Genomic DNA, 19,498 nt, shown 5'->3' with positions numbered 1-19,498 from the left:
AGTAGCAGACCTTCCTTTAGGGTTATTATAACACGTATGTCTGTGCTTCGTCCAATTGTTCAGGAGTAAATGTAACGGTACGCGTGATGCCATCTGGTCTTTCTTGCAGTTTAATTTCTGGCAGCTCCGGTCCGTTCATTTCCTCTGTTATACCATTCATCACCACAAAGAGACCACAAGCAGCCAAGTCTAGTTGTGTCTTGCTCACGCGCAGTCCACGCGGTAGCCTACCAAATTCTGTGAGGTCTGCTCCATAAACAGCGGGGATAGGGTGAAGCGGTGGATAGGCAAGGCCTACAGCAAGAAACGGTTCATCTGGTAAGAACGGTGTTTTGTCAGGATTCCATGACTTCCGCTCTGTCTTTAAAGGTGGATGTAATGATAAGAATTTTTCATAGCTTGACTGATGATTGCCACTTGGAGTAACTACCAAGTGAGCTGTTGTTTTCTCTAATGTTTGAGAAAATATCGCAAACCCAGCAGGGCGAGGATTTTCGCGCTTAACTTTGTCTGGCTCTAAGATGGTTGAAGTGAATGATAATGTTTCTTGCATGTATTCCTTGAATGGTTAAATTATAGTGCTATTTCTTTGGCCGCTCGGGCAATGGCGCGCCTGGATAGCTGCACGGTGCCCATGGTGTTTCTAAATGGGCCGAGATCATATCGCTCATACAAGACGACATGCAAGGCGCACAGCGCCAATCGTCGTGCTGGTTCAGCAACTGCCATGGTTTTTTCAGTGGTTTGCTTGAAAGGAATAATGCTCGGTAGCCTGTCAATATTCTCATCAAACACACCAAGTCCCAGCTCGGCGCTGTGATGCTGCTTTTCGTCGGGCATCGCTAATCGCTGTTTTGGTGTCAGATGGCGTAAATATGCAGCGTACAAATCTTCGTGCATTCCATCCGAACTGAGAACTAAATCTATGCCGTCTGGTTCACGAGCACCAGGGATCGCCAAGCCAATGGGTACTGTAGATGACTCGTGAGGAGGCACGTCAAATACGCCCACATTTACCGTAACTTTTCTAAACACTCAAAATATAATACTACAATGATTAGAAAAAGTCAATACTCATGCATGGTATATAGTTAGTCTAGAGGTAGGCCCGTTCAACGATCTTATTGAAGCTGTAAGCAGGTGCCCCCTCCACGTAGATAGCAGGGCGTTTTGCTGCTTCTAACGAAAGAATATCGTCATTAGTGAGCGGCACTTCATTTGGTAATTGTCCAGTTATTCGTACCGTACGCATAACATCCCGCAGTGCATAGCAGCCGATAGCTAAGACTTCTGGGACAATTTGCGCTTCTACACTGCGTGTATTAAGATGATCTTTGTCGTACCATGCACGAACAACCGAGTCAATCGACTGGGCGCTCACTCCTCTGGTTATGATGTCAACAATTGTCTTCTCTTTGCTTCCAGTGACGGATTTTTTGCTCCCGACGATTCGCTCAACGCTGTTTTGTGCCAAACGTAGATCTTTATGAACCCCTTCTTTTCGTACGTCCATGGTATAGCGCACGGAGTCAGGACTAATAGCTACTTGTCCGATGATGCCAAGGATTACGGGAGATTGCTCAGGAAGCGTGGGCTTGGCAGCCTCTCTGTGGCGCACCTCAAACTCCACTGGAACAGGTCTCTTACGGAACCCACCTCTTTCGACTGTCAGGGAAGAGGGTATAATCTTTTCGTCAATTACTTCAGGCATAATAGGTAACAATGGTGGGAAATACAGGGCTCGAACCTGTGACCTCACGAATGTGAATCGTGCGCTCTAGCCAACTGAGCTAATTTCCCATACTTATATATTATACACTATTATGACGCACCTGCCAAGTAGTGGTCACGAGCCTGTTGTTCGGTGAGGGCGGTTGTATAGACTGAGCTGTACTGCATGCTGCCGGTAAAATATTTAGGACCCTGGTAGTCACTGCCGTCAGCGTTTTTCCAATACGTCAATTTGCCGCAGCCAACTTTCCAATAGCCACCATTAGGTACATTTTCGCCGGCAGTCATGGATGGATTGGTATCTACTTTAGCACCGTCAAGATATAGTGCCGCGCCATTTGGCGACATAGTAGCAACGACGTGATGCCAGCGACCATCAGCATAGTTTACGCCAGCTTGTGAAGTGACGAGCCTGATGCTGCCACTGTAAACACCGAACACAACGCGCCCATCTTTATCAATGTAAATATGGCGATCACTTTGTCCGCCACCGTTATAATCACCTTCATACAGTGAGCTAAAACCCATCAGCCGTCCATTACTTTTCCTGGTAGTACTAAACCAGACTTCCAGGCTGAAGGTGTTTGGGGCTGGGTTGACCTTTTGGTCTGCTGACGTTCCGTGAGTCAAGCAGGCATTCACTCCGTTGAACACTGAAATACGGCGGTCGTCACGCACACAACCGGTGTTTGATACGCTGGCACGGCTAGGTGAGCCATCGCTTGGCGAAGGTTTGCCGTTGTTGCCGTTACCAGAGAGGTCCGTCACGACAGGATTAGCCGCATAGTCGCTATTGAGCGCCCAGGCAAAATACGGCTGAGGATTTGGACGGATCTGTGAACGGCTCCAGGTGGCCTCAGAGCACTTAAAGTAGGCGCGAGCTTGAACGTGGTTGGTGCTATTTTGTATGGTCGCGGTAAATCCTGCTAGGGAAGATAATTGTACGGTCAGAAGCACTACTTCAAACAAGATGATAATAGCGAGCAGTGCCATGTTGCGATTCCGCTCATGAACAAGTTGCAGCCCAGTGATTTCTTCTTCTGGTGGTGGCAATTTTACCAATAGCGCTATGAAGAGCGGCAACAGACACCACAACAGCGCAAACACCACGCCCGTTGGCCCAAGGGACGGTCGTGGCACGTAAATGTAATGCCCCTGCGCGTCAGTTTCGGTGGCGCGAACGATGGCAGTTTGACCAGTGTGAACACGGTTGCCGTCATCATCACGAATGGGGAAAATGCCCGTGTTGACAATGTGAAGTCGCACGTCATTTTTCTGGTGTGTAGCGATACTGAGCATGTCAGCGCGAAGCCATGGGTTGAGGATCAGCGTCGCCAAAATAACCACCAATGTCCCGCCAATGATGCGAACTGGCCAACGCCAGCGCTCGCGTAGCCGTTTGATGCACGAAAGCAAATAGACGATAAACCAGCCAATGAGCAAAATTGGTGCGGCCCGCCAGACCCAGCCCCACACAGGCGCAATCACCACCGCCTTGCCAATCACATCTCGGTTAGCCACCGGCAGAGAATCTTCTACGGCATTGAGGTCACCTTTAGTGGTGTAGCTGTGGTCGTCATTGATCTTAGTTAGGCGGTGAGTGTAGACGCTGCCGCTACGATAAAATGTGATGATGTCATCTTTGTTGTAAGATTGCTGCGGCTTAGTGACGACTAGTGTTCCGACTGGAGCGGTTTCGCCCATGCTTGGTGTTGCGATGGTAAAAAAGCGAAAACCAGCCAGGTGTAGTACGAGCACTGAGCCCAAACTCAGTAGGCTCAGTGCTGCGACTACCCAAATGCTGGTCTTACTAAATTTCATTACCCTTTAGTGTATCAGATTTTACGGCTATTTATGAGATGCTAGGCGCTGAATTGCCAGGTGATTGGCTGTGAGATTTGGCGACCCTGGAAGCTGGCGTCAGTGTTTGCTGGGAGTGCAGCGGTGATGATCAGTGTGACGGTCTCGTTCGGTGCAATTGGGTGACCAACGACTGTCTTGATGTCTTGTGCTGCTGCTTGCTGGAAAGCTTCTGCAGTACCAGTCCATACTTGTGTGCCGTTAGCACGGACGGTAACAGTCATTTTGCTACACAAATTACCAGTACCAGAGACTGATGCGCCTGGTGCGTTCTCAGTTGTACAGGTGCCACCCTTGACAGTAAAGGCGCTGGCAGCGATACTACCCTTGTTAGTGATTTTCACCGTGGTGTCAGTGCTGCCGCCTGGAACGAGTGCTTGGCCGCCATATTTGTTGATGGTTGCACAAGTCGCACTACCACTACCTGTAGTAGTACAGGTAACTGATCCATCCTGGTTCTTTTCTTCCATCACTAATGTACCAGTTGATGCGGTGTTTACGCTGTTGGTGATGGTTGCAACAACACCCGCAAACGTCGGTGTCAAGCTAAACGCTACCATCAGCGTCATGATACCACCGACAACCGCCAGGCCGATGCGTTGCCGCTGGAAATAATTATTTGCTTTGCTCATAGTGATATAAACCCTCCTCGACTACCTAAAAGTAGATGTCTTGTATTATTTTCTATCTTGGCGCGATTGTAGCATATGCGTTTTGATATAGTCAATAAGAATTTTTATTGTTGAGATCAGTCTGTATAAATCGCTTTGTAATAAGAAAAACATCACCATTATAGGCGATATTTTTGAATACCAATTCTGGTGCGGCAGAAAGGACTTGAACCTTCACGCCCGAAGGCACTAGCTCCTAAGGCTAGATAATTAAGTTTCCTTTTCACTTAGCGGAGGGAACTACGCACACTGCCGACAAGAGGCCTACAGCGGGCAAGTAATGGGCAATAAAGGCAAAATGATATAAGAGTTCTAACTCGTTGTTTTTGTTTGTTATTGTACGGGGCCGCAAGGAGTCAATTCTGGAGTCTAGGGCGGAGTTTAATTAGCCAAATTGAATAAGTAAAGTTCTCTACTCTTAGAGGTGGTCAATTTTAAAAACAAGGGTGATATAATGGTGTTTAAAGTTTTTAATAAGGAGTGGCGAATCAACTAAGTAAAAAGGAATAATGCTTCATGAGTAAATGGGAAGATCGTATACAGAATAGTGCCACATACACTGCAGCCAAGAAATTATTAGCCAGGTTTAATGAGATAGACTCTGACAGTATGTCTCTTGAAGCAATCGATGCTATCAATCGGGCAAAATTGGTCATTGAGCTTTTAGTGGATAGACTTGATAATACAGATAGTCGTCTATTATCAATATCAAATCTTGACAATATCAGCAGTCACCTTTCAAATGCAAGTTCGTGTTTTGATAACTGGCAAAACACTCGCGATGATATGTATCTAGGTATTTCTTACATGAATGGATATATCGATAATATATTGTCGTACATTCCTTCATTAACGCCCACTATGGACATAAAGGAAACTCGCAAGGCTATTGCGGGATTGAATAGGTCAGTCGGTCAATATAAGCGCGTAACAACAAAAGAGATTAATAATATATCTGTTAAAGGAACTGCCGCAGAAAAGACCATTGACGAAAAAGTTACTGAAGCTAAAAACGAGTTTGAAGCACTTGGTGTAAAAATAGATGAACTTAACAAAGATTTAAAAGACATAAAAGATTCATCAAATAGCATATCTACCGAGCAGCAACTATCATTTACAAAATCTGAAAATATACGTAATGAGGCGGTTAATAAATTCATCGAAGATCAGAAACGTACAATTGAAGAAACATTTAGCAAAAAGAGTGATGAAGCCGATCGCATTACGGATGACATAGATAAAAAGCTAAACGCTACTGAGGCGAAGGCAGAAGATAGTCTTGCTAGAATAGATGAATTATTGAATATGGCTGGAGATAAAACACTAATCCACGATTATTCTAGTAGTGCTAAGGAAGATAAAATAGCTGCTTATGTGTGGAGTGTAATAACAACGATTTTATTGCTTATCATGTTAGGATTTTCTTGTTGGGTAGTTTATGAAATTATTCACACTAAGGATGCTTCATGGCAATTCTTAATAGCTCGAGCATTTGTTATGCTATTTGCTGGGGGTATAGCAGGATACACGGCCACTCAATCAAGCGAACATCGCAAAGCACAGCGAGCTAATCAACGAACAGCTCATCAACTTAAAGCACTAAAGCCTTATCTGCTAAGTATTGAAGGTGATGTAGAACTAAGAAATGAAATTATCAAAACAGTTGCATACCGAATATTCAATAATGAAGAAAATAATCAAGTCAAAAAATCAAAAAAATTATTTAAAAGCAAAGAGGAAGCTCCTATTATGAGTTCGCAATTAATTGAGTTATTATCAGACTTAGCAAAAAAGATTCCTGTTAAATAATGCTAAAAAATGTGGTAATTTATTTTATCTGCTGATATACTTACTTACAGAAATATTTCACAATATCAAATATGCGGATGTGGTGGAATTGGTAGACACGTATGCCTTAGGAGCATATGCCTCACGGCGTGAAGGTTCAAGTCCTTTCATCCGCACCAAAATCTGAATTTTTTCGAAATTGTCGCTTGAAAAGCGACTTTTTCATATATTCTTTTATCTCTCTTTTTTCTTTCTTCCTTCCTGTTTCTGTTGGCTGATGAGCTTTTTTCCTTTGTTTTGTAGCTGCTTGATTTCTTCATCTGTCATTAAAATTTTTTTCTTTTATATTTTCATTTTTTCTTTTCCTCTCTTTCTATTTTTAAGCAAAGAAAAAACAGTAAACCTTTTTGATTTACTGTTTTTATACTATTTTTATTTAATTGATATTACTAAGATTAGGAATTTTACGTGCTTGAGTAGATATTATATTTTCAGTCAATGCTTTATTCTTCATAACACAATCAAATATCTAATATCTCAACAATTTCTCCATTGTGCTGTTTCAATTCAATCTTCCGAATTATTTCTTCTCCTAAATATTTAATAAAATCGCTTAATTCTGATGAAACTTCAAATATAATGTTGTGTTTACTATCATTCTCCGGATTAAATGTTGAATTATAATTTCTTTCGCTTGACCAATAATTCCAATTTACATCCGTTCTTTCGTAATAAACATAATTCTGTTTTTTTGTAATATATATTCTTTTGTTGATCAATACCTTTTCATCTTCAGATTTAAAAATATCAGAATATATTTTTAAGCCCTCAAATTGCTTATATTCTTTAATTTTATCATTTGAAACATTAAGCTTTATTTCTTTATAATCCATAATCTTTCCTCCTTAAACGTGTTGCCTATACTGGAGATATTATAGCATTTTTAAGGCATTTTACTCTATAACAGACCATCCATACTACGGTTTATTCCTTATCATGTGTCATTATGAATTACGACGCGGTGAAGCGTTTGGCTTGCACTGGAAAGACATTGACTTTACCGAAAAACTATACATATCAGGCAGCAAGTTTATCTCGTAGGACATGAGTCAAAAATCGGCTCACTCAAAACAAGGACAAGTGCTCGCGATCTGCCACTTCTGCTGAGTATAAAACAGGAGCTGCAAGCAGAATATGAACGATGGCTCTATCCAGATGGCGACGAACTTCTCTACCTTACTAAAAAAGACAACCCGATAGACGGTAGAAGCTTTATCAAAACATTTAAAGATGCTGCTCGAAAAGTGGGATTAAAAGAGATAACGCTTCATGAGATTCGCCACAGCGTTGCTACAATGCTCAAAGAAGCTAACGTCTCGGCAAAAGACGCACAAGTTATCCTTGAGCATTCTTCAATAACAACAACCTTGCAAATCTATACTCACTCAACCGAAACAGAAAAATCAAATGCACTTCTCGCTGTAACCGATAAAATTTACAATAAACATAACGACAATGATCAAGCAAAAACATCCTTATAAACGATAAAGGAGTCTAAAAGAGGAGTCTGTTGCAAGAATAGACTCCTCTTTTAGTAAGAAAAGGCTATATTAACCCTATAAAATACAAGAACAGGCAAGCGAGCTTGTTAGCTCCTAAGGCTAGCGCGTCTACCAATTCCGCCACTGCCGCATGTGGTGATTGTAGCATATGCGCGGCCAAATTACCACCCAAATAATATTCATTTTCGTTTTTGGTTGTGCTAAAATTAAACATAAATAGGAAAGGGGAATATGAATAAGGTTGCGACGTATCTAAATGGACATTTGACTGGAGAGGTTTTGGTCAATGATTTGCTATTGGATGCGGCGCAATCAGACGGTAGTGTCCTGGCGCGTCGCCCAGAGATGATCGCTCGGCCGTCAAACGTCAATGACATTCGTAAAATCATGCGGTTTTGTTCGCAGTTAGCTGACAAAGGTCACATCCTTTCTGTGGTCGTTCGCGGAGCAGGCACCGACAGCAACGGTGCTGCTACTGGCGGCGGCGTATCTTTGGATATGCAAGCATACATGCGCCACGCCAAAGGTATCGACCCAAAACAACAATTGGTCCACATGCAAGTTGGCATGAAGTACAGCGCGGTGCGCGAACTGTTGTCTATGTATAAAAATTTAGCACTGCCAGAAGTCTCAGCCATCGGTCAAGACGGAACCATCGGTGGAGCAATCGCCTCCGGCGCGGTAGCTTCCTCTGTCGGCTTAACGACATTGTTCACTGACGCCATCTCTCAGATGGAAATCGTTTTAGCAAATGGCGACGTTATCCAAACCGGCCGCATCAACAAGCGCGAATTAGCAAAGAAAAAAGGCCTGTCAACACTGGAAGGCGAGATCTATCGTCAAGTGGATAACCTGCTGGAGGATAATCAGCAAATCATCGACGCTATCAAGCGCCGCGAAAAAAGCACAGCTGGATTTTGGGGAATCACCAAAGTCAAGGACGAGGACGGCTCATTTGACCTAACGCCACTGTTTGTGGGTTCTCAGGGCGCACTAGGTATCATCAGCGAAGTGATCATGAAAGCAGAATACAGCAGCAATGACGCAACGGCCATCACGGCAACATTTGGCGATATGTCTGAGGCGCAAGCGGCAGTTGACGAAGCCCTGAAGCACAAAGTTTCCAAAGTTGACATCATCGACGGGCGAATCATGGCACGGGCTGCTAGTGAAGGCAAGAAATTCTCCTGGGCGCCACGTGAAGCGTTCAAAGGCGCAGCAGTCATCATCACCATGAGCGAGTTCTCTGACAGGGCTCGCGGGCGCGCCGCCAAAAAATTAGCTCGCAAGCTAGAGAATATTCATCCAGTTGGCTTAGCCATCCACGATATCCAAACCCAAGAAGTCGCTTCACTCTATACTCCATTGTCATTCATATTGCACTCAACTGAAGAACGTGCAACCTGTCCAGCGGTATTTTCAGGACTATGGCTGCCACTAGAACGATTGGACGGATTTCTGAGCGAACTACGCAAAGTGGAAGCTGAGACCAAGCTGGCGCTGCCAGTTTTCGTGGACGCGGTCAATGGCTACGTTGATTTGTTACCAATCTTCAACCTGCACAAAGTGAGCGAGCGTCGAGTACTATTAAAATTAATTCCAGAAATTGCCAAGTTAGTCGCCGAAAGCCGCGGCAATGTCGCTGGTCGCTACGGCGATGGTCGCCTGAAAGCTGGTTTGATGCAAGCAACCGTCTCACCAGACGAAACAGCCATTTATTCTCAGATAAAACACATTTTCGACCCAGCCAACATCTTGATGCCTGACATCAAAAAAGAAGTCCCGGCCAAAGAACTGGCTGACGAGCTCAACGTGTGGTGTCGCACGAAGTCATAGACTCAAATCTCTTGCGTATCAGCCATTGGTGTCGTATAATTAGCTGTGCAATCCAAACCATGCGCGGATGTGGCGGAATTGGTAGACGCGCTAGCTTCAGGTGCTAGTGTTCGCAAGAACGTGGAGGTTCAAGTCCTCTCATCCGTACCAAGGTAGCAGAGTTACGAAAATTACCGCTCATTTGGGCGGTTTTTTGCCTAGAGCTTATGGTTTACTTTGGGTATAATACGACTATGTATATACCCACCCAGAATGGGATAAAAAGAGCGGTGCATTCGGTACGATATGCCGAGACAGCACCGCCAGACACTTTAGCGAAATTAGTGCATTGTTTTTGGTGGCTACAGACTGATACGTTGCTACCGAGCGATTTTCATTACCATGTGCTGCCCGATGCTTGTGTGGATATCGTGTTTGATTTATCATCTCGTCGGATGGCGACGATTATGACGCCATATACCACATCGACTACATTAAATCTCGGTAAATCATTCCGTTATGTCGGTATACGGCTGTTGCCGGGTGTGTGGCGGGATGATATAGCAAATGTTGTGGGCGGTCACATTGATGTATCACAGATTGGAACTCAGCCGATAGCTGAAGTTTATGACCGTCTATGTGGGCGGCCATCTTTCGCCCAACAAAAGGTGCTGGTGCAATTTACCAAGAATCTAACTGCTGAAAATGTGATAGCACCAAACAAATATATTATGATGATTCTTGATCAGTTAGATACTATACATACCGTAGCGGATATGGCAAATGTAGTAAATCTATCGCCTCGGCAGCTTCAGCGTATTTTTAAGCAAATGATAGGTTTTTCTCCGCACGATTTTCTTAAAGTTGTTCGACTACAACAATCATTTAACCAGCATTATCTCACGGTATATACTGACCAATCGCACTTTATCCGCTCATTTCGGAGAATTACTGGCTATACACCGAAAAATTACGCAGGAACATTTGATGTCTGATTTTTACAATACATTAAACTTTCACCAAGGTATAGTTTAAGTGGGAAATCTATAATAAGGAGATAACATGAAAGCAATGTATCCAATTACCATCACGGCCAAATTGAATGAATGTAAGGAATTCTATGTAGACACATTTGGTTTTAGTGTGGTGTTTGAGGCAGACTGGTATATACAGCTGCTGCACAAACCGAGCGGTGTAGAGTTAGCTTTTATGAAGCCAGACCTCGACAATCAGCCTGCTCAATTACATGCTGAGTTTGACGGTAAGGGTATTGTTTATAGCTTTGAAGTCGATGATGCAAAGAGTGAATACGAGCGTGTGCAAAAAACCTCGGCTGAGATATACCATCCGCTGACCACCGAAGAATGGGGACAGACTCATTTTATGGTGACTGACCCTGCTGGTGTGACAGTTGACATAGTGGAGCAGGCAAAATAGCCATGGCAAAACCATATACATTTACAGCCGAGGTGTGCTTATTTCCGCAGGCTGGTGGCTGGTATTATGTTGCTGCGCCTCAAGAATTCACTGACGAGCTCAAGCCGCTCGCGGTGAGAGGTTTGGTGGCAGTAGAAGCCACGGTTGGCGGCTCATCATGGCAGACGTCACTATTGCCGATGGGTGATGGTTCGCAGTTCCTGGCGCTGCCCGCGAAAGTCCGTCAGAAAGAGCAGATCACCATCGGCGATGTGATTGAAGTTTCGTTTGTTGTGAGATAGTGTGGAAGCTTGAGTGTGAGCTGCATTCCTCGTGATGATAAGATTTTTGTCTCTTTTCCTGGCGTTTGCTACAATAACAGAGATGCAGGACACACGAAATGTGATTGACAAATTCAAGGGCCGGAGCGAGGTGATAACCAAATCATCCGTTAGTTGACTACTGCTCATACCCATGCGCGTCAATTGAGGATGCGTCACCAGCGGTACCAGCGACGTTGCCGGCTGGGGTTAGGTATTAAGACAAGATTTCAAAATTCCTGCCATAAACCAATTTATACATATCTCTCATCGCCAACCTCTGAGACGTTATTTAACATGGCTTCAAAGGCCTGAGCGTTCTTTTCCCAGATGTCGCCGTCTGTACTGATGGCGATAAACCGCGCCAGTCCATCATTTTTACCAACAGTCAGGCGAGCTTTGGTGACGAACGTCGCTCTGCCGACCTCGCAGCTGATCGTTATGTAGGCGATTCCCACTGTGTTGCCGTATTCTTTGTGATCTATGACTTGAGTAGAAGAGGGGTCTGTGGTGCACTCAATGGTAGTACTATTCTTCAGGGATTGCTCAAGCGTTTTTCTGATGTGCTGTTCTGTCATCAGCGACCTTCGCAACCTGTTGTATATTTGGGTTGAGGCGTTGGCTGGGGCGACAGGCTCACGACTTTGTGACAGATACACTAATGATTCTGACTTATTGTCTTTGAGCTTTTTATCACCAAAGCCTGCATAGACGTAATCATCTGTTTCATAACTCAAATTATTGATTCGCTTCCACTGCTTGGGCCGCTGCCAAGAGGTTTGTCCAGTTTTTTCTTGGACAAGATCTTTGACAGAGACAAATCCGTCCATGTACACCAAATAACTAAAGGACAGAAAAGCACTAATGATAGGGTAGAACCAGAATTTTTTGACATAGCTAACTTTACGCATAACGGTTATGTTTATCATAACATAGTATCTACACTAGGTTTTGGTGATTGCGCTAACTACAAGAAAATCACCCTGGGCTAGGGTGATTTTAGTAATGTAAAATTCAGGGTCTACATGACAGGCAATCGTAAAAGAACAATTGCCTGTCATGCAGACTAGAGCTTAGTGGGTGGGGACGCAGATGACGAGCAGTAGCCCATCATCGAGTTTCACCTCCTCTCCTAGATAGAGGAGGTGAAGGAGGTGGTCTTCCATCTCGCTCTTCAGAGATCTATATAGTGACAGATCCTCTTTGGATAGGGCGATATGCCTTTGGATGAAGCGATCGACCGCTTCAAACGCCATCACAACGTCATCGACGTCGTCAGTGATATCACCTGTGGAGAGATGATTCTCGACATATGTCTCCAAATCTTCTATGCACGCAGTGAAGCTTCTAATGAGATGGATGAACCGCCTAACTTGGAACATTGAAGCATACCCCTCCTTGCATACTAGAGTGACAACTTTGTGCCACGTTTCATCCAGGGTGATAACTTCGCGGGCAATGTCATCTGATGACATGATACTCTCCTCGTCTTCGATCCTCATCTCTGCGAGTGTGCAGTGAAGTACTGTTCTTTACAATACAAGATGAGATTTTATCTCTCTTAGCGTTCAAAAAAGAAATAAAACCTCATCTTGTATTCGATTGCCTGTCAAAGTTCACTTTTGGACAAGGATTTACTCAACTCATCAACGAAAGCTGATTTTCATTATATCACACTTATGCTAAAAAGTCAATAGATATACGGGACTTTGTCTTTTGTTTGATGATTTTGCTACAATAACAGAGATGCAAGATACTCGAAATGTGATTGACAAATTCAAAGGTCGGAGTGAGGCGGAGATCGTAAAGGAGCTGGACGCCAAGGATCACGGCTTGGTGATTGCTCTGGAGAACACCGAGCGGGATTTTAATATGGGGACTATCGTCAGGAGTGCCAATGCGTTTGGTGTGCGGCAGATTTACGTCATCGGCAGGCGGCAGTGGAACAAGCGAGGTGCCATGATGACGGATAAATATTTGCACATTACATATTTGGCGACGACAGAAGAATTTGTTGAGAAGATGCGTGAGGAGAGCAGGGAGATTATTGCGATTGACAATATCCCAAGCAGTGTCAATATGGCGGAGACGAGCTTACCAGAGCGTGCGGTGCTAGTGTTTGGCCAAGAAGGCCCAGGGATCTCTGAGGAGATGGCACAGGCGGCGGACAAGATAGTGGCCATTGAACAGTTTGGCTCGACCCGCTCCATCAATGTCGGCGCGGCAGCGACTGTAGCGATGTATTGCTGGCTGCAACAGCATGTGTTAAGGCGACAGTCTGCTGTGGACTAGCTATCACCAGTTCAGCTTTTGCTTCACTGTTGCCAGATAATAATGATAATAACTATTCGGATCTGGAACGGAAAACGATTCATTCATCTCATCATTCTCACGAACTTCTATATACTTATCGTCGGTATACGGCTTGACGAGGTTGGTGAATTCAAATTCATATTCTCCGGAAATCTGTTTGAGCTCTACACTCTGATTAGTGGGGTTGGGATAATCAGTCATTACTAGCGCGAAGAAGGATCCATTTTTATCAGCAAACAGATGAAATGCCGTATCAGGACAGAGTGGTATAAGCGACGCCAGCTGGCGAACATACGACGCATCATTGATAATTGGAAAAGCCTCATTGATTATTTCCGGAAATAGGATATTTGAATAATTATTCATACAGCAACCTTAATTATATCAAGAAAAGTGGACAGTTTTATGACTTATCCATGTCTGTTGGCCTAATATAGGCCGGTCAGATAGACATCTAGTCTCAGATTGTTGCCATTCATGGTCGTGAATCTGTTGTCTATTATGGTGTTGCCTCCTTCATCAGTAGGTAGTCGCCAGTAGACGATATTTTCACTAAGTGGCCACCTGTAGCTTTCACATGACCGTGGCCATCGTTAGGAATGTTATCTACCTACCACCGTAGTAGATATTGATCATTCCTCCGGACCGATAGATCTTTGCCTCTCTTCCGTCAAAGCGGCCGCGTTGCTCCATGATAACTCCTCTTGGAGTCGGGCAGGGAAATACTCTCCGCGAAGTGGGAATTCCCTCATTCATACTAGCTGGGGAGGAGCTGAAATAAAGAATAAGCAAGTATTTGAATCTTATTATGATGAGATTATGAGCAGTTGGGTGACAACTTCCGCTGATGAAGGTGGTCTGATTTATGTACCTGAGGAGTGAATTGTATGAAACTCATTCTATAAAGACGCTATCGATCATCGCTCCACCCAATCTGGCCTGTATGTCGCCTCCGTTAAATAGTAGCACCAATTCCCATGAGGATCTCGTATGTCGTAACCTGCCTCCATATCGTCATGTTGGCGAAGTTCTATGAACTTATTATTTCTATATGGAGCGACAATACGCGTAAACTCAAACTCGTATTTACCTGTCATCTCCTTTAATTCGTAGCTTTGGTCAAACGGGTCAGAATAGTCCGTAGCAACAAGGATAAATGAGCGTAGTGAATCGTGGCCTGCGCTTTGGAATAAATAGAATTGGGTATCTGGGTACAATATAAAAAGTCCTGCGAAAGAGCGTATATATTCTGCGTCTTCAAGAACAGGGAAAGCCTCGGTTATAAACTTTGGCAAAGATAATTTGATGCTATTTTTCATAGTCCTATGATTATAACCTACATTTAAGAAGTATGGACAGTTTTATGACTTGTCCGGGTCAATGGTTCCAGAGCCTAAGCTCTGTCATCGCAGATCATTACCTCCAGTAACGTCCCACGAGTTGTCGACGATCGTCTGACCGCCTTCGTCCTCTGGAAGTCTCCAGAATACGATGTTCTCACCAGTGGGGCCGCCTGTTGCTCTGACATGGCCATGGCCATCGTCAGGAGTGTTACCGCTCCTGCCGCCGTAGAGTATGTTGGTTGTGCCGGGAGAACGGTATACAGCCGCACTTCTGCCGTCAAACTGACCAGACTCTCTAAGAGGGCTATTAGATCGCCCTTGGCAGGACGGGCACTGAGACTTACGGTGAATCACGACCGTACCATGAGACAGAATCTGATATCTCAAGTCTGAATCGAAATTGCACTCATACACACTGGATCCGGTGGGGGCCTCACTTGGTGTTGTCACATAGTGCTATCCGTTGGAGAGCCGCCTTAAAATGCAGTTGTCGCCACATCTAATGTCTCCCTCGCTCATGATAACTCCTTCTGGAGTCGGGCGGAGAAAGGCTATTCTCCGCGGAGTGGGGCGTCTCCAGCCTGGTGGCTCCAGGCGAAACGCCGGCCTCTGCATGTGCAAAAGCTGATATATATAAATCACGAAATAATCTTACATGATATAAACAGCGACTACCTCTGTTAGTTAAATCTATCAACCATGAATCGACTTCGCGTCGATTCTTTTTTATTTGACGTAAAAATGAGGCTAGAAATCCTGTACGTTCAGCGTTTGTAGCTTCATTGAAACGTCAGAGCGGGTTTTTAGAGATTTGAGTAACAGCTGGTCAGAAATTAGAGACAGCGGACTACAAACCGCTTAAAACACGACAGAGACGAGATATCTAACAGTACGAGAGTGACTGCGAGCACTCTTGTACGTAAAACGAAAGGAGCTGAAAAATGGCAGCGAAAAACAAACAGATCAAAAAAATCATTAGCTGGGTAGTTGGACTACCAGCCGCGATAATCGCAATCAGCGAGCCAACAGATCTGCGTCTCTGGTGGGTGCAGTTCGTAGCAATCGCGGTTCTGGCAATTGTGCTGTTTGTGAACGGTGCGTTCGACGAAGCTATACAAGAATTAAAATCGCGAAAGGAGATTTAGCGATGAAGATACACGTAAACGTGATGCCGTCACCAGTTCAGCTGGTGTCGGTGCATAAGCGCGAGCCACTTGACAGGGTGATTGACAAGCTACGCGAGTTGAATGACCACGACTTCGATAAGTCGGTCAAAGCAGCGAAGTGGCTGCGGATTTTTGACAAAGGTATGAAGTGGATTGAGGGCAAGTTTTATGGACGAAAATAGTTTGTTTGAAAAATTGGAAAACCTAATCGATCCGACGTTTCTTGACCGAGCTTTGGCGGGGGAGGCGTAAGTGGCAGACGCTTACTATAGCCGACCAGAGTGGTCATATTCGTCAATGAAGCTGATTCTCGATCACGGTATCGATTATGCAGTTGCAGCTAAACGCGGAGACTTGCCAGACCTAGACAGCAAAGCTATCGATTTGGGGCAGCTGGTTCACATGCTGATACTCGGCGGCGAGGATCAATTCGCCATCAGTCCGTTTGAGAACTTCTACTCGAAAGAATCAAAGGCGTGGCGTAACGAACAGAAAGCTGTTGGCAAACACATCATCACTTTAGGCATGTTCAAGGCTGCTGATCAGATTTTGAAGAATATCGAGAACCACCCGCTAGCGAAGCAATACATTTTTGCTAAAGGCGCAACCTTTGAGCACGAAATGTATGCTCGCACCGCTGACGGCGTAGATATGAAAGGTAAGGCTGATGTGCTGATTCGCACTAATGAATCGGCCATGATAACCGACTTGAAAACTACCGCAAAGTTCGACAAGTTTTTCAAAACCGCACAGTCAATGCATTACGATTTACAGTCAGCAGTTTACACGCTGGTGACGGCGTCAAGCTTAGAGCTAGACCCGGCGCTAGTCAAGTTTGCCTACTGTGTGGTTGAGTCCGTCGCACCATACCGCGTGCAGTTCATGATTGCTGGCATCGATTTTGTTGAAGCTGGCGAACGCAAGTTGCGTACGTGTGTCGACGAGATCATAAAGTTTGGCGACAGCGAGCCGAACTTTCTCATCGAGGAGGTGAGGGAGTTAGGCGACTGGAGCCTGTAAAAGAAAGGAGAATATGAGAGTCTTTAATAGTTTAGATCCGACCGAAAAACCATCAATTCTGATGGTTGTGTATGGCGAGGGCGGTGTCGGTAAAACAACGTTTGCAGCCACCGCCCCACGACCTATCATCGCTGACTGCGAAAATGGTAGCAAATACTTTGGACTTCGCGGTATCGCGGCCGACGTGGCACTGATCGAAAAATGGGACGACATGCAGGAGTTCATGCAAATCGCACTTACTGAGGACTACGACACGGTAATTATCGACCCGATTGGCGAGCTGATGGAGAAGTTGATTGCCTATATGCGAAATAGAGCTGACAGTAAACTGGTCCAGCGCGACGGCAACCCGACCATGGCTGGCTGGGGCTGGCTGAAATCGACCATGCGAAACTTTCTGAAAACCATGCGCGATAGCGGTAAGCATATCGTTATCGTGGCTCACGTTCAGGAAAAAGACGATGACGGCCGCGTCATTAAACGTCCGATGGTCGCCACAAGACTATCTGAGGAACTGGTCAATCTGGTGGATATCGTCGGCTACATGACGACGATCAATGATACCGAAACTGGCGACACCAAGCGCCTGATTATCGTTGATCCAGCTAGTGACAAGTACGTTGCCAAAGACCGCACGGGTCGGCTAGGCCGCTACATCGAGCCAGATTTCACGAAAATCGTCGATGGCGTAAGAGGCGACGCTGAGTACGCGTGGATTGCACCAGCACCGACACTGGCGAGCCGAGAGCAGATTGAAGCGGCTGCCAAACCAACCATTCCAAGCTCACGCGTCGAAATGACCGGCGCTCGCCTTGGTAAATCTGAAGCAGACAGGAAGTAAAGGAGGAATATGTCACAACTACAAGAATACGTCGATTCGCAGGTTGCTACGATATCGCCGTTCAAAATCAAATCGCAAGAGCTTTTGGAACAAGCCAAAGCTAAAGAGATAACCGACGACACTACCGCTAAAGAAGCAGTCGCAATCCGCAAGCTGATCACCTCTCACCGTACTGAAGTCAAGAATGCACGGCTGGCGATCACTCGCAACTTTGACAGCGTCAAGTCACAATTCATCGACGCTGAAAAGGATGTACTGGCACCGGCCGAAGAGGCGTTAGAGAATATCAGCCAAAAGATTCTGGCTTATCAAGAGGAGCAGGAGCGACTGGCAAAACAGGAAGCGGCACGCGTTGACGCTATTTGCGCCAAGTTCGCTACCAACGCTAAATCATTACGCAGCCAGAAAGCCTGCGATGAGCGAGGTGCTGAATTGAAGCAGGTATTCGCTGAGCTACCAGAAGCTGATCAGAACCATGCTGAAATCAAGCTAGCATTCACCAAAGCCATCAACGAACTGCTGACACGTAAAGACGAATTGACGACCGCCGAACGCGACGAAGCTGAAGCAGCCAAGCTGGCAGCACAGCGTAAACGCGAGCAAGAGATTGCTGAGGCTGAAGCAGCCAAAGCTGCTAAAACACAGAAGCCAGCCGTCAAGTCTGGTATTAAAACGAAAACGGTATTCACGGTTACCAATCCTGAGTTAGTGCCACGCTACTTGTGTGAGCCGAGCGACAAACTAATCCGCGAAGCCATCGCCAATGGGCTACGTGAAATCCCAGGTGTTGAAATCCGCGAGGAAAAGAGTTTCTGAGCATGGCAGCAATCAACACAGTAACTCTAATCGGTCGCGTCGTCCGAGACATTGAAGTCAAAACGACGAATAGCGGCAAGTCCGTAGCCTCATTCGCACTAGCGGTTGATGGATACGGCAAAGATGCCGACGCTAGCTTTATCGATTGCGTTGCCTGGAATAAAGCAGCCGAACTACTGGCAGAATATGCACCGAAAGGCAAGCAGATTGGCATAACTGGCAGATTGCAAACCAGAATCTGGGAGAAGGACGACATCAAGCGCAAAGCCACTGAAGTCATCATCGACCAGTTCCAGTTTTTGAGCGACGCCAAGGGTAGCGGCAATAACGCTGTGCCAGCTACTGAGCGATACGCCGAAGCCGACGCTAAAGCGACAAACACAACGACTAATCAAGCAGCGAAAGCGACCGAGGATATCGACCTCGACGCGCCGATTGATTTGAGCGAAATACCATTTTAAGGAAAGGAGAATCATGGCAGGAACGGAAGCCGGCGGCAGAAAAGCTGCCGCAACAATTCTCGCGAAAAACCCAAACTTCTACCGTGAAATCGGCAGAAAGGGCGGATCGAGGTCAAGGGGCAGCAAAACTGGCTTTGCACTCAATCGGGAGGCAGCTCGGATTTGCGGACGGATCAGCAAACGTAGACCCAAACAAAATGACGAGCTGGCTGAATTTGAACAAACCGCACCGTACGGCAGATGCAGTATGTGCAATTTGGCGCTCATTCAATCTGACGCAGAGCGAAAAGACTATCCAGACATGCACGAAAACTGTATGTATGAGAGGTTTGGAGATTGAGGAGTCGTGACTAAAAAAGCACTTCGCAAAAAACA

At 45.4% G+C, this 19,498-nt stretch carries 24 protein-coding genes and 3 tRNA genes; 16 read left to right on the top strand and 11 right to left on the bottom strand.

What is annotated here, in order from left to right:
• Positions 1 to 25 precede the first annotated feature (25 nt).
• The 6 genes from V4210_RS02505 to V4210_RS02480 form a co-directional block, all read right to left on the bottom strand.
• Positions 26 to 553, bottom strand: coding sequence for a hypothetical protein (locus tag V4210_RS02505; protein ID WP_138079080.1), 528 nt, complete (start codon positions 551 to 553; stop codon positions 26 to 28).
• 20 nt (positions 554 to 573) lie between these two features.
• The gene (locus V4210_RS02500) at positions 574 to 1,035 is read right to left on the bottom strand and encodes a hypothetical protein (RefSeq protein ID WP_338520473.1); all 462 of its coding nucleotides are present in this window, start codon (positions 1,033 to 1,035) and stop codon (positions 574 to 576) included.
• 61 nt (positions 1,036 to 1,096) lie between these two features.
• Complete coding sequence (locus V4210_RS02495; RefSeq protein ID WP_338520472.1) at positions 1,097 to 1,759, bottom strand: hypothetical protein; 663 nt, start codon at positions 1,757 to 1,759, stop codon at positions 1,097 to 1,099.
• Positions 1,724 to 1,800, bottom strand: a tRNA-Val gene (locus V4210_RS02490). Before V4210_RS02490 ends, V4210_RS02495 begins: the two co-directional genes overlap by 36 nt.
• A 21-nt stretch (positions 1,801 to 1,821) precedes the next feature.
• A complete protein-coding gene (locus V4210_RS02485; RefSeq protein WP_338520471.1) occupies positions 1,822 to 3,552 on the bottom strand; it encodes a LamG-like jellyroll fold domain-containing protein in 1,731 nt (576 codons plus the stop codon).
• Positions 3,553 to 3,593: 41 nt separating this feature from the next.
• Positions 3,594 to 4,223 carry a hypothetical protein gene (locus V4210_RS02480; protein WP_138079072.1) on the bottom strand — a complete coding sequence of 210 codons (630 nt, stop codon included), beginning with the start codon at positions 4,221 to 4,223 and terminating at the stop codon, positions 3,594 to 3,596.
• 555 nt (positions 4,224 to 4,778) lie between these two features.
• Between V4210_RS02480 and V4210_RS02475 the strand changes: the two genes are divergently transcribed.
• Both V4210_RS02475 and V4210_RS02470 read left to right on the top strand, forming a co-directional pair.
• Positions 4,779 to 6,071 (top strand): hypothetical protein, encoded by a 1,293-nt coding sequence (locus tag V4210_RS02475; RefSeq protein ID WP_138079070.1) that lies wholly within the window; start codon positions 4,779 to 4,781, stop codon positions 6,069 to 6,071.
• A gap of 73 nt (positions 6,072 to 6,144) precedes the next feature.
• Positions 6,145 to 6,229 (top strand) — tRNA-Leu (locus tag V4210_RS02470).
• Between the two features lie 342 nt (positions 6,230 to 6,571).
• On the opposite strand, the gene V4210_RS02465 is transcribed toward V4210_RS02470, so the two are convergent.
• A complete protein-coding gene (locus V4210_RS02465; protein ID WP_138079068.1) occupies positions 6,572 to 6,943 on the bottom strand; it encodes an EXLDI protein in 372 nt (123 codons plus the stop codon).
• A 177-nt stretch (positions 6,944 to 7,120) separates the two neighbouring features.
• Here V4210_RS02465 and V4210_RS02460 point away from each other — a divergent pair, with 177 nt between their 5' ends.
• From V4210_RS02460 to V4210_RS02435, 6 genes are all read left to right on the top strand, one after another.
• A complete protein-coding gene (locus V4210_RS02460; protein WP_338521239.1) occupies positions 7,121 to 7,591 on the top strand; it encodes a tyrosine-type recombinase/integrase in 471 nt (156 codons plus the stop codon).
• A 252-nt stretch (positions 7,592 to 7,843) separates the two neighbouring features.
• Positions 7,844 to 9,448: an FAD-binding oxidoreductase gene (locus V4210_RS02455; protein WP_338520470.1), complete on the top strand. Its 1,605-nt coding sequence runs from the start codon at positions 7,844 to 7,846 to the stop codon at positions 9,446 to 9,448.
• A 63-nt stretch (positions 9,449 to 9,511) separates the two neighbouring features.
• Positions 9,512 to 9,598, top strand: a tRNA-Leu gene (locus tag V4210_RS02450).
• Between the two features lie 83 nt (positions 9,599 to 9,681).
• Positions 9,682 to 10,422, top strand: coding sequence for a helix-turn-helix domain-containing protein (locus V4210_RS02445; protein ID WP_138079062.1), 741 nt, complete (start codon positions 9,682 to 9,684; stop codon positions 10,420 to 10,422).
• A gap of 67 nt (positions 10,423 to 10,489) precedes the next feature.
• Positions 10,490 to 10,864 carry a VOC family protein gene (locus V4210_RS02440; RefSeq protein ID WP_138079060.1) on the top strand — a complete coding sequence of 125 codons (375 nt, stop codon included), beginning with the start codon at positions 10,490 to 10,492 and terminating at the stop codon, positions 10,862 to 10,864.
• 2 nt (positions 10,865 to 10,866) lie between these two features.
• Positions 10,867 to 11,145, top strand: coding sequence for a DUF1905 domain-containing protein (locus V4210_RS02435; RefSeq protein ID WP_138079057.1), 279 nt, complete (start codon positions 10,867 to 10,869; stop codon positions 11,143 to 11,145).
• Between the two features lie 272 nt (positions 11,146 to 11,417).
• On the opposite strand, the gene V4210_RS02430 is transcribed toward V4210_RS02435, so the two are convergent.
• Positions 11,418 to 12,074, bottom strand: coding sequence for a hypothetical protein (locus tag V4210_RS02430; protein ID WP_338520469.1), 657 nt, complete (start codon positions 12,072 to 12,074; stop codon positions 11,418 to 11,420).
• A 162-nt stretch (positions 12,075 to 12,236) separates the two neighbouring features.
• Positions 12,237 to 12,665 carry a hypothetical protein gene (locus V4210_RS02425; protein WP_338520468.1) on the bottom strand — a complete coding sequence of 143 codons (429 nt, stop codon included), beginning with the start codon at positions 12,663 to 12,665 and terminating at the stop codon, positions 12,237 to 12,239.
• Positions 12,666 to 12,909: 244 nt separating this feature from the next.
• Between V4210_RS02425 and V4210_RS02420 the strand changes: the two genes are divergently transcribed.
• A complete protein-coding gene (locus tag V4210_RS02420; protein WP_338520467.1) occupies positions 12,910 to 13,455 on the top strand; it encodes a TrmH family RNA methyltransferase in 546 nt (181 codons plus the stop codon).
• A gap of 3 nt (positions 13,456 to 13,458) precedes the next feature.
• Here V4210_RS02420 and V4210_RS02415 read toward each other — a convergent pair whose 3' ends face one another.
• Positions 13,459 to 13,842, bottom strand: coding sequence for a hypothetical protein (locus V4210_RS02415; RefSeq protein WP_338520466.1), 384 nt, complete (start codon positions 13,840 to 13,842; stop codon positions 13,459 to 13,461).
• A gap of 551 nt (positions 13,843 to 14,393) precedes the next feature.
• Positions 14,394 to 14,795, bottom strand: a complete 402-nt coding sequence (locus V4210_RS02410) for a hypothetical protein (protein WP_338520465.1) — start codon at positions 14,793 to 14,795, stop codon at positions 14,394 to 14,396.
• 965 nt (positions 14,796 to 15,760) lie between these two features.
• On the opposite strand from V4210_RS02410, the gene V4210_RS02405 reads away from it, so the two are divergent.
• The 7 genes from V4210_RS02405 to V4210_RS02375 all read left to right on the top strand — a co-directional run bounded on the left by V4210_RS02405 (position 15,761) and on the right by V4210_RS02375 (position 19,463).
• Complete coding sequence (locus tag V4210_RS02405; RefSeq protein WP_338520464.1) at positions 15,761 to 15,964, top strand: hypothetical protein; 204 nt, start codon at positions 15,761 to 15,763, stop codon at positions 15,962 to 15,964.
• Positions 15,965 to 15,966: 2 nt separating this feature from the next.
• Entirely contained in the window at positions 15,967 to 16,167 is a 201-nt protein-coding gene (locus tag V4210_RS02400) for a hypothetical protein (RefSeq protein WP_338520463.1), read from the top strand.
• Between the two features lie 115 nt (positions 16,168 to 16,282).
• Positions 16,283 to 17,005, top strand: coding sequence for a PD-(D/E)XK nuclease-like domain-containing protein (locus V4210_RS02395; RefSeq protein ID WP_411912118.1), 723 nt, complete (start codon positions 16,283 to 16,285; stop codon positions 17,003 to 17,005).
• A 13-nt stretch (positions 17,006 to 17,018) separates the two neighbouring features.
• Positions 17,019 to 17,846, top strand: coding sequence for an ATP-binding protein (locus V4210_RS02390; protein ID WP_338520461.1), 828 nt, complete (start codon positions 17,019 to 17,021; stop codon positions 17,844 to 17,846).
• Positions 17,847 to 17,855: 9 nt separating this feature from the next.
• A complete protein-coding gene (locus V4210_RS02385) occupies positions 17,856 to 18,662 on the top strand; it encodes a hypothetical protein (RefSeq protein ID WP_338520460.1) in 807 nt (268 codons plus the stop codon).
• A gap of 2 nt (positions 18,663 to 18,664) precedes the next feature.
• Complete coding sequence (locus tag V4210_RS02380) at positions 18,665 to 19,123, top strand: single-stranded DNA-binding protein (protein WP_338520459.1); 459 nt, start codon at positions 18,665 to 18,667, stop codon at positions 19,121 to 19,123.
• A 13-nt stretch (positions 19,124 to 19,136) separates the two neighbouring features.
• On the top strand, positions 19,137 to 19,463 hold the full coding sequence (locus V4210_RS02375) for a general stress protein (RefSeq protein WP_338520458.1): 327 nt from the start codon (positions 19,137 to 19,139) through the stop codon (positions 19,461 to 19,463).
• Positions 19,464 to 19,498 lie beyond the last annotated feature (35 nt).

The sequence above is a fragment of the Candidatus Nanosynbacter featherlites genome, from assembly GCF_037013405.1.
Taxonomy (GTDB): Bacteria; Patescibacteriota; Saccharimonadia; order Saccharimonadales; family Saccharimonadaceae; genus Nanosynbacter; species Nanosynbacter featherlites_B.
This window is presented reverse-complemented; position numbering and strand designations above follow the sequence as displayed.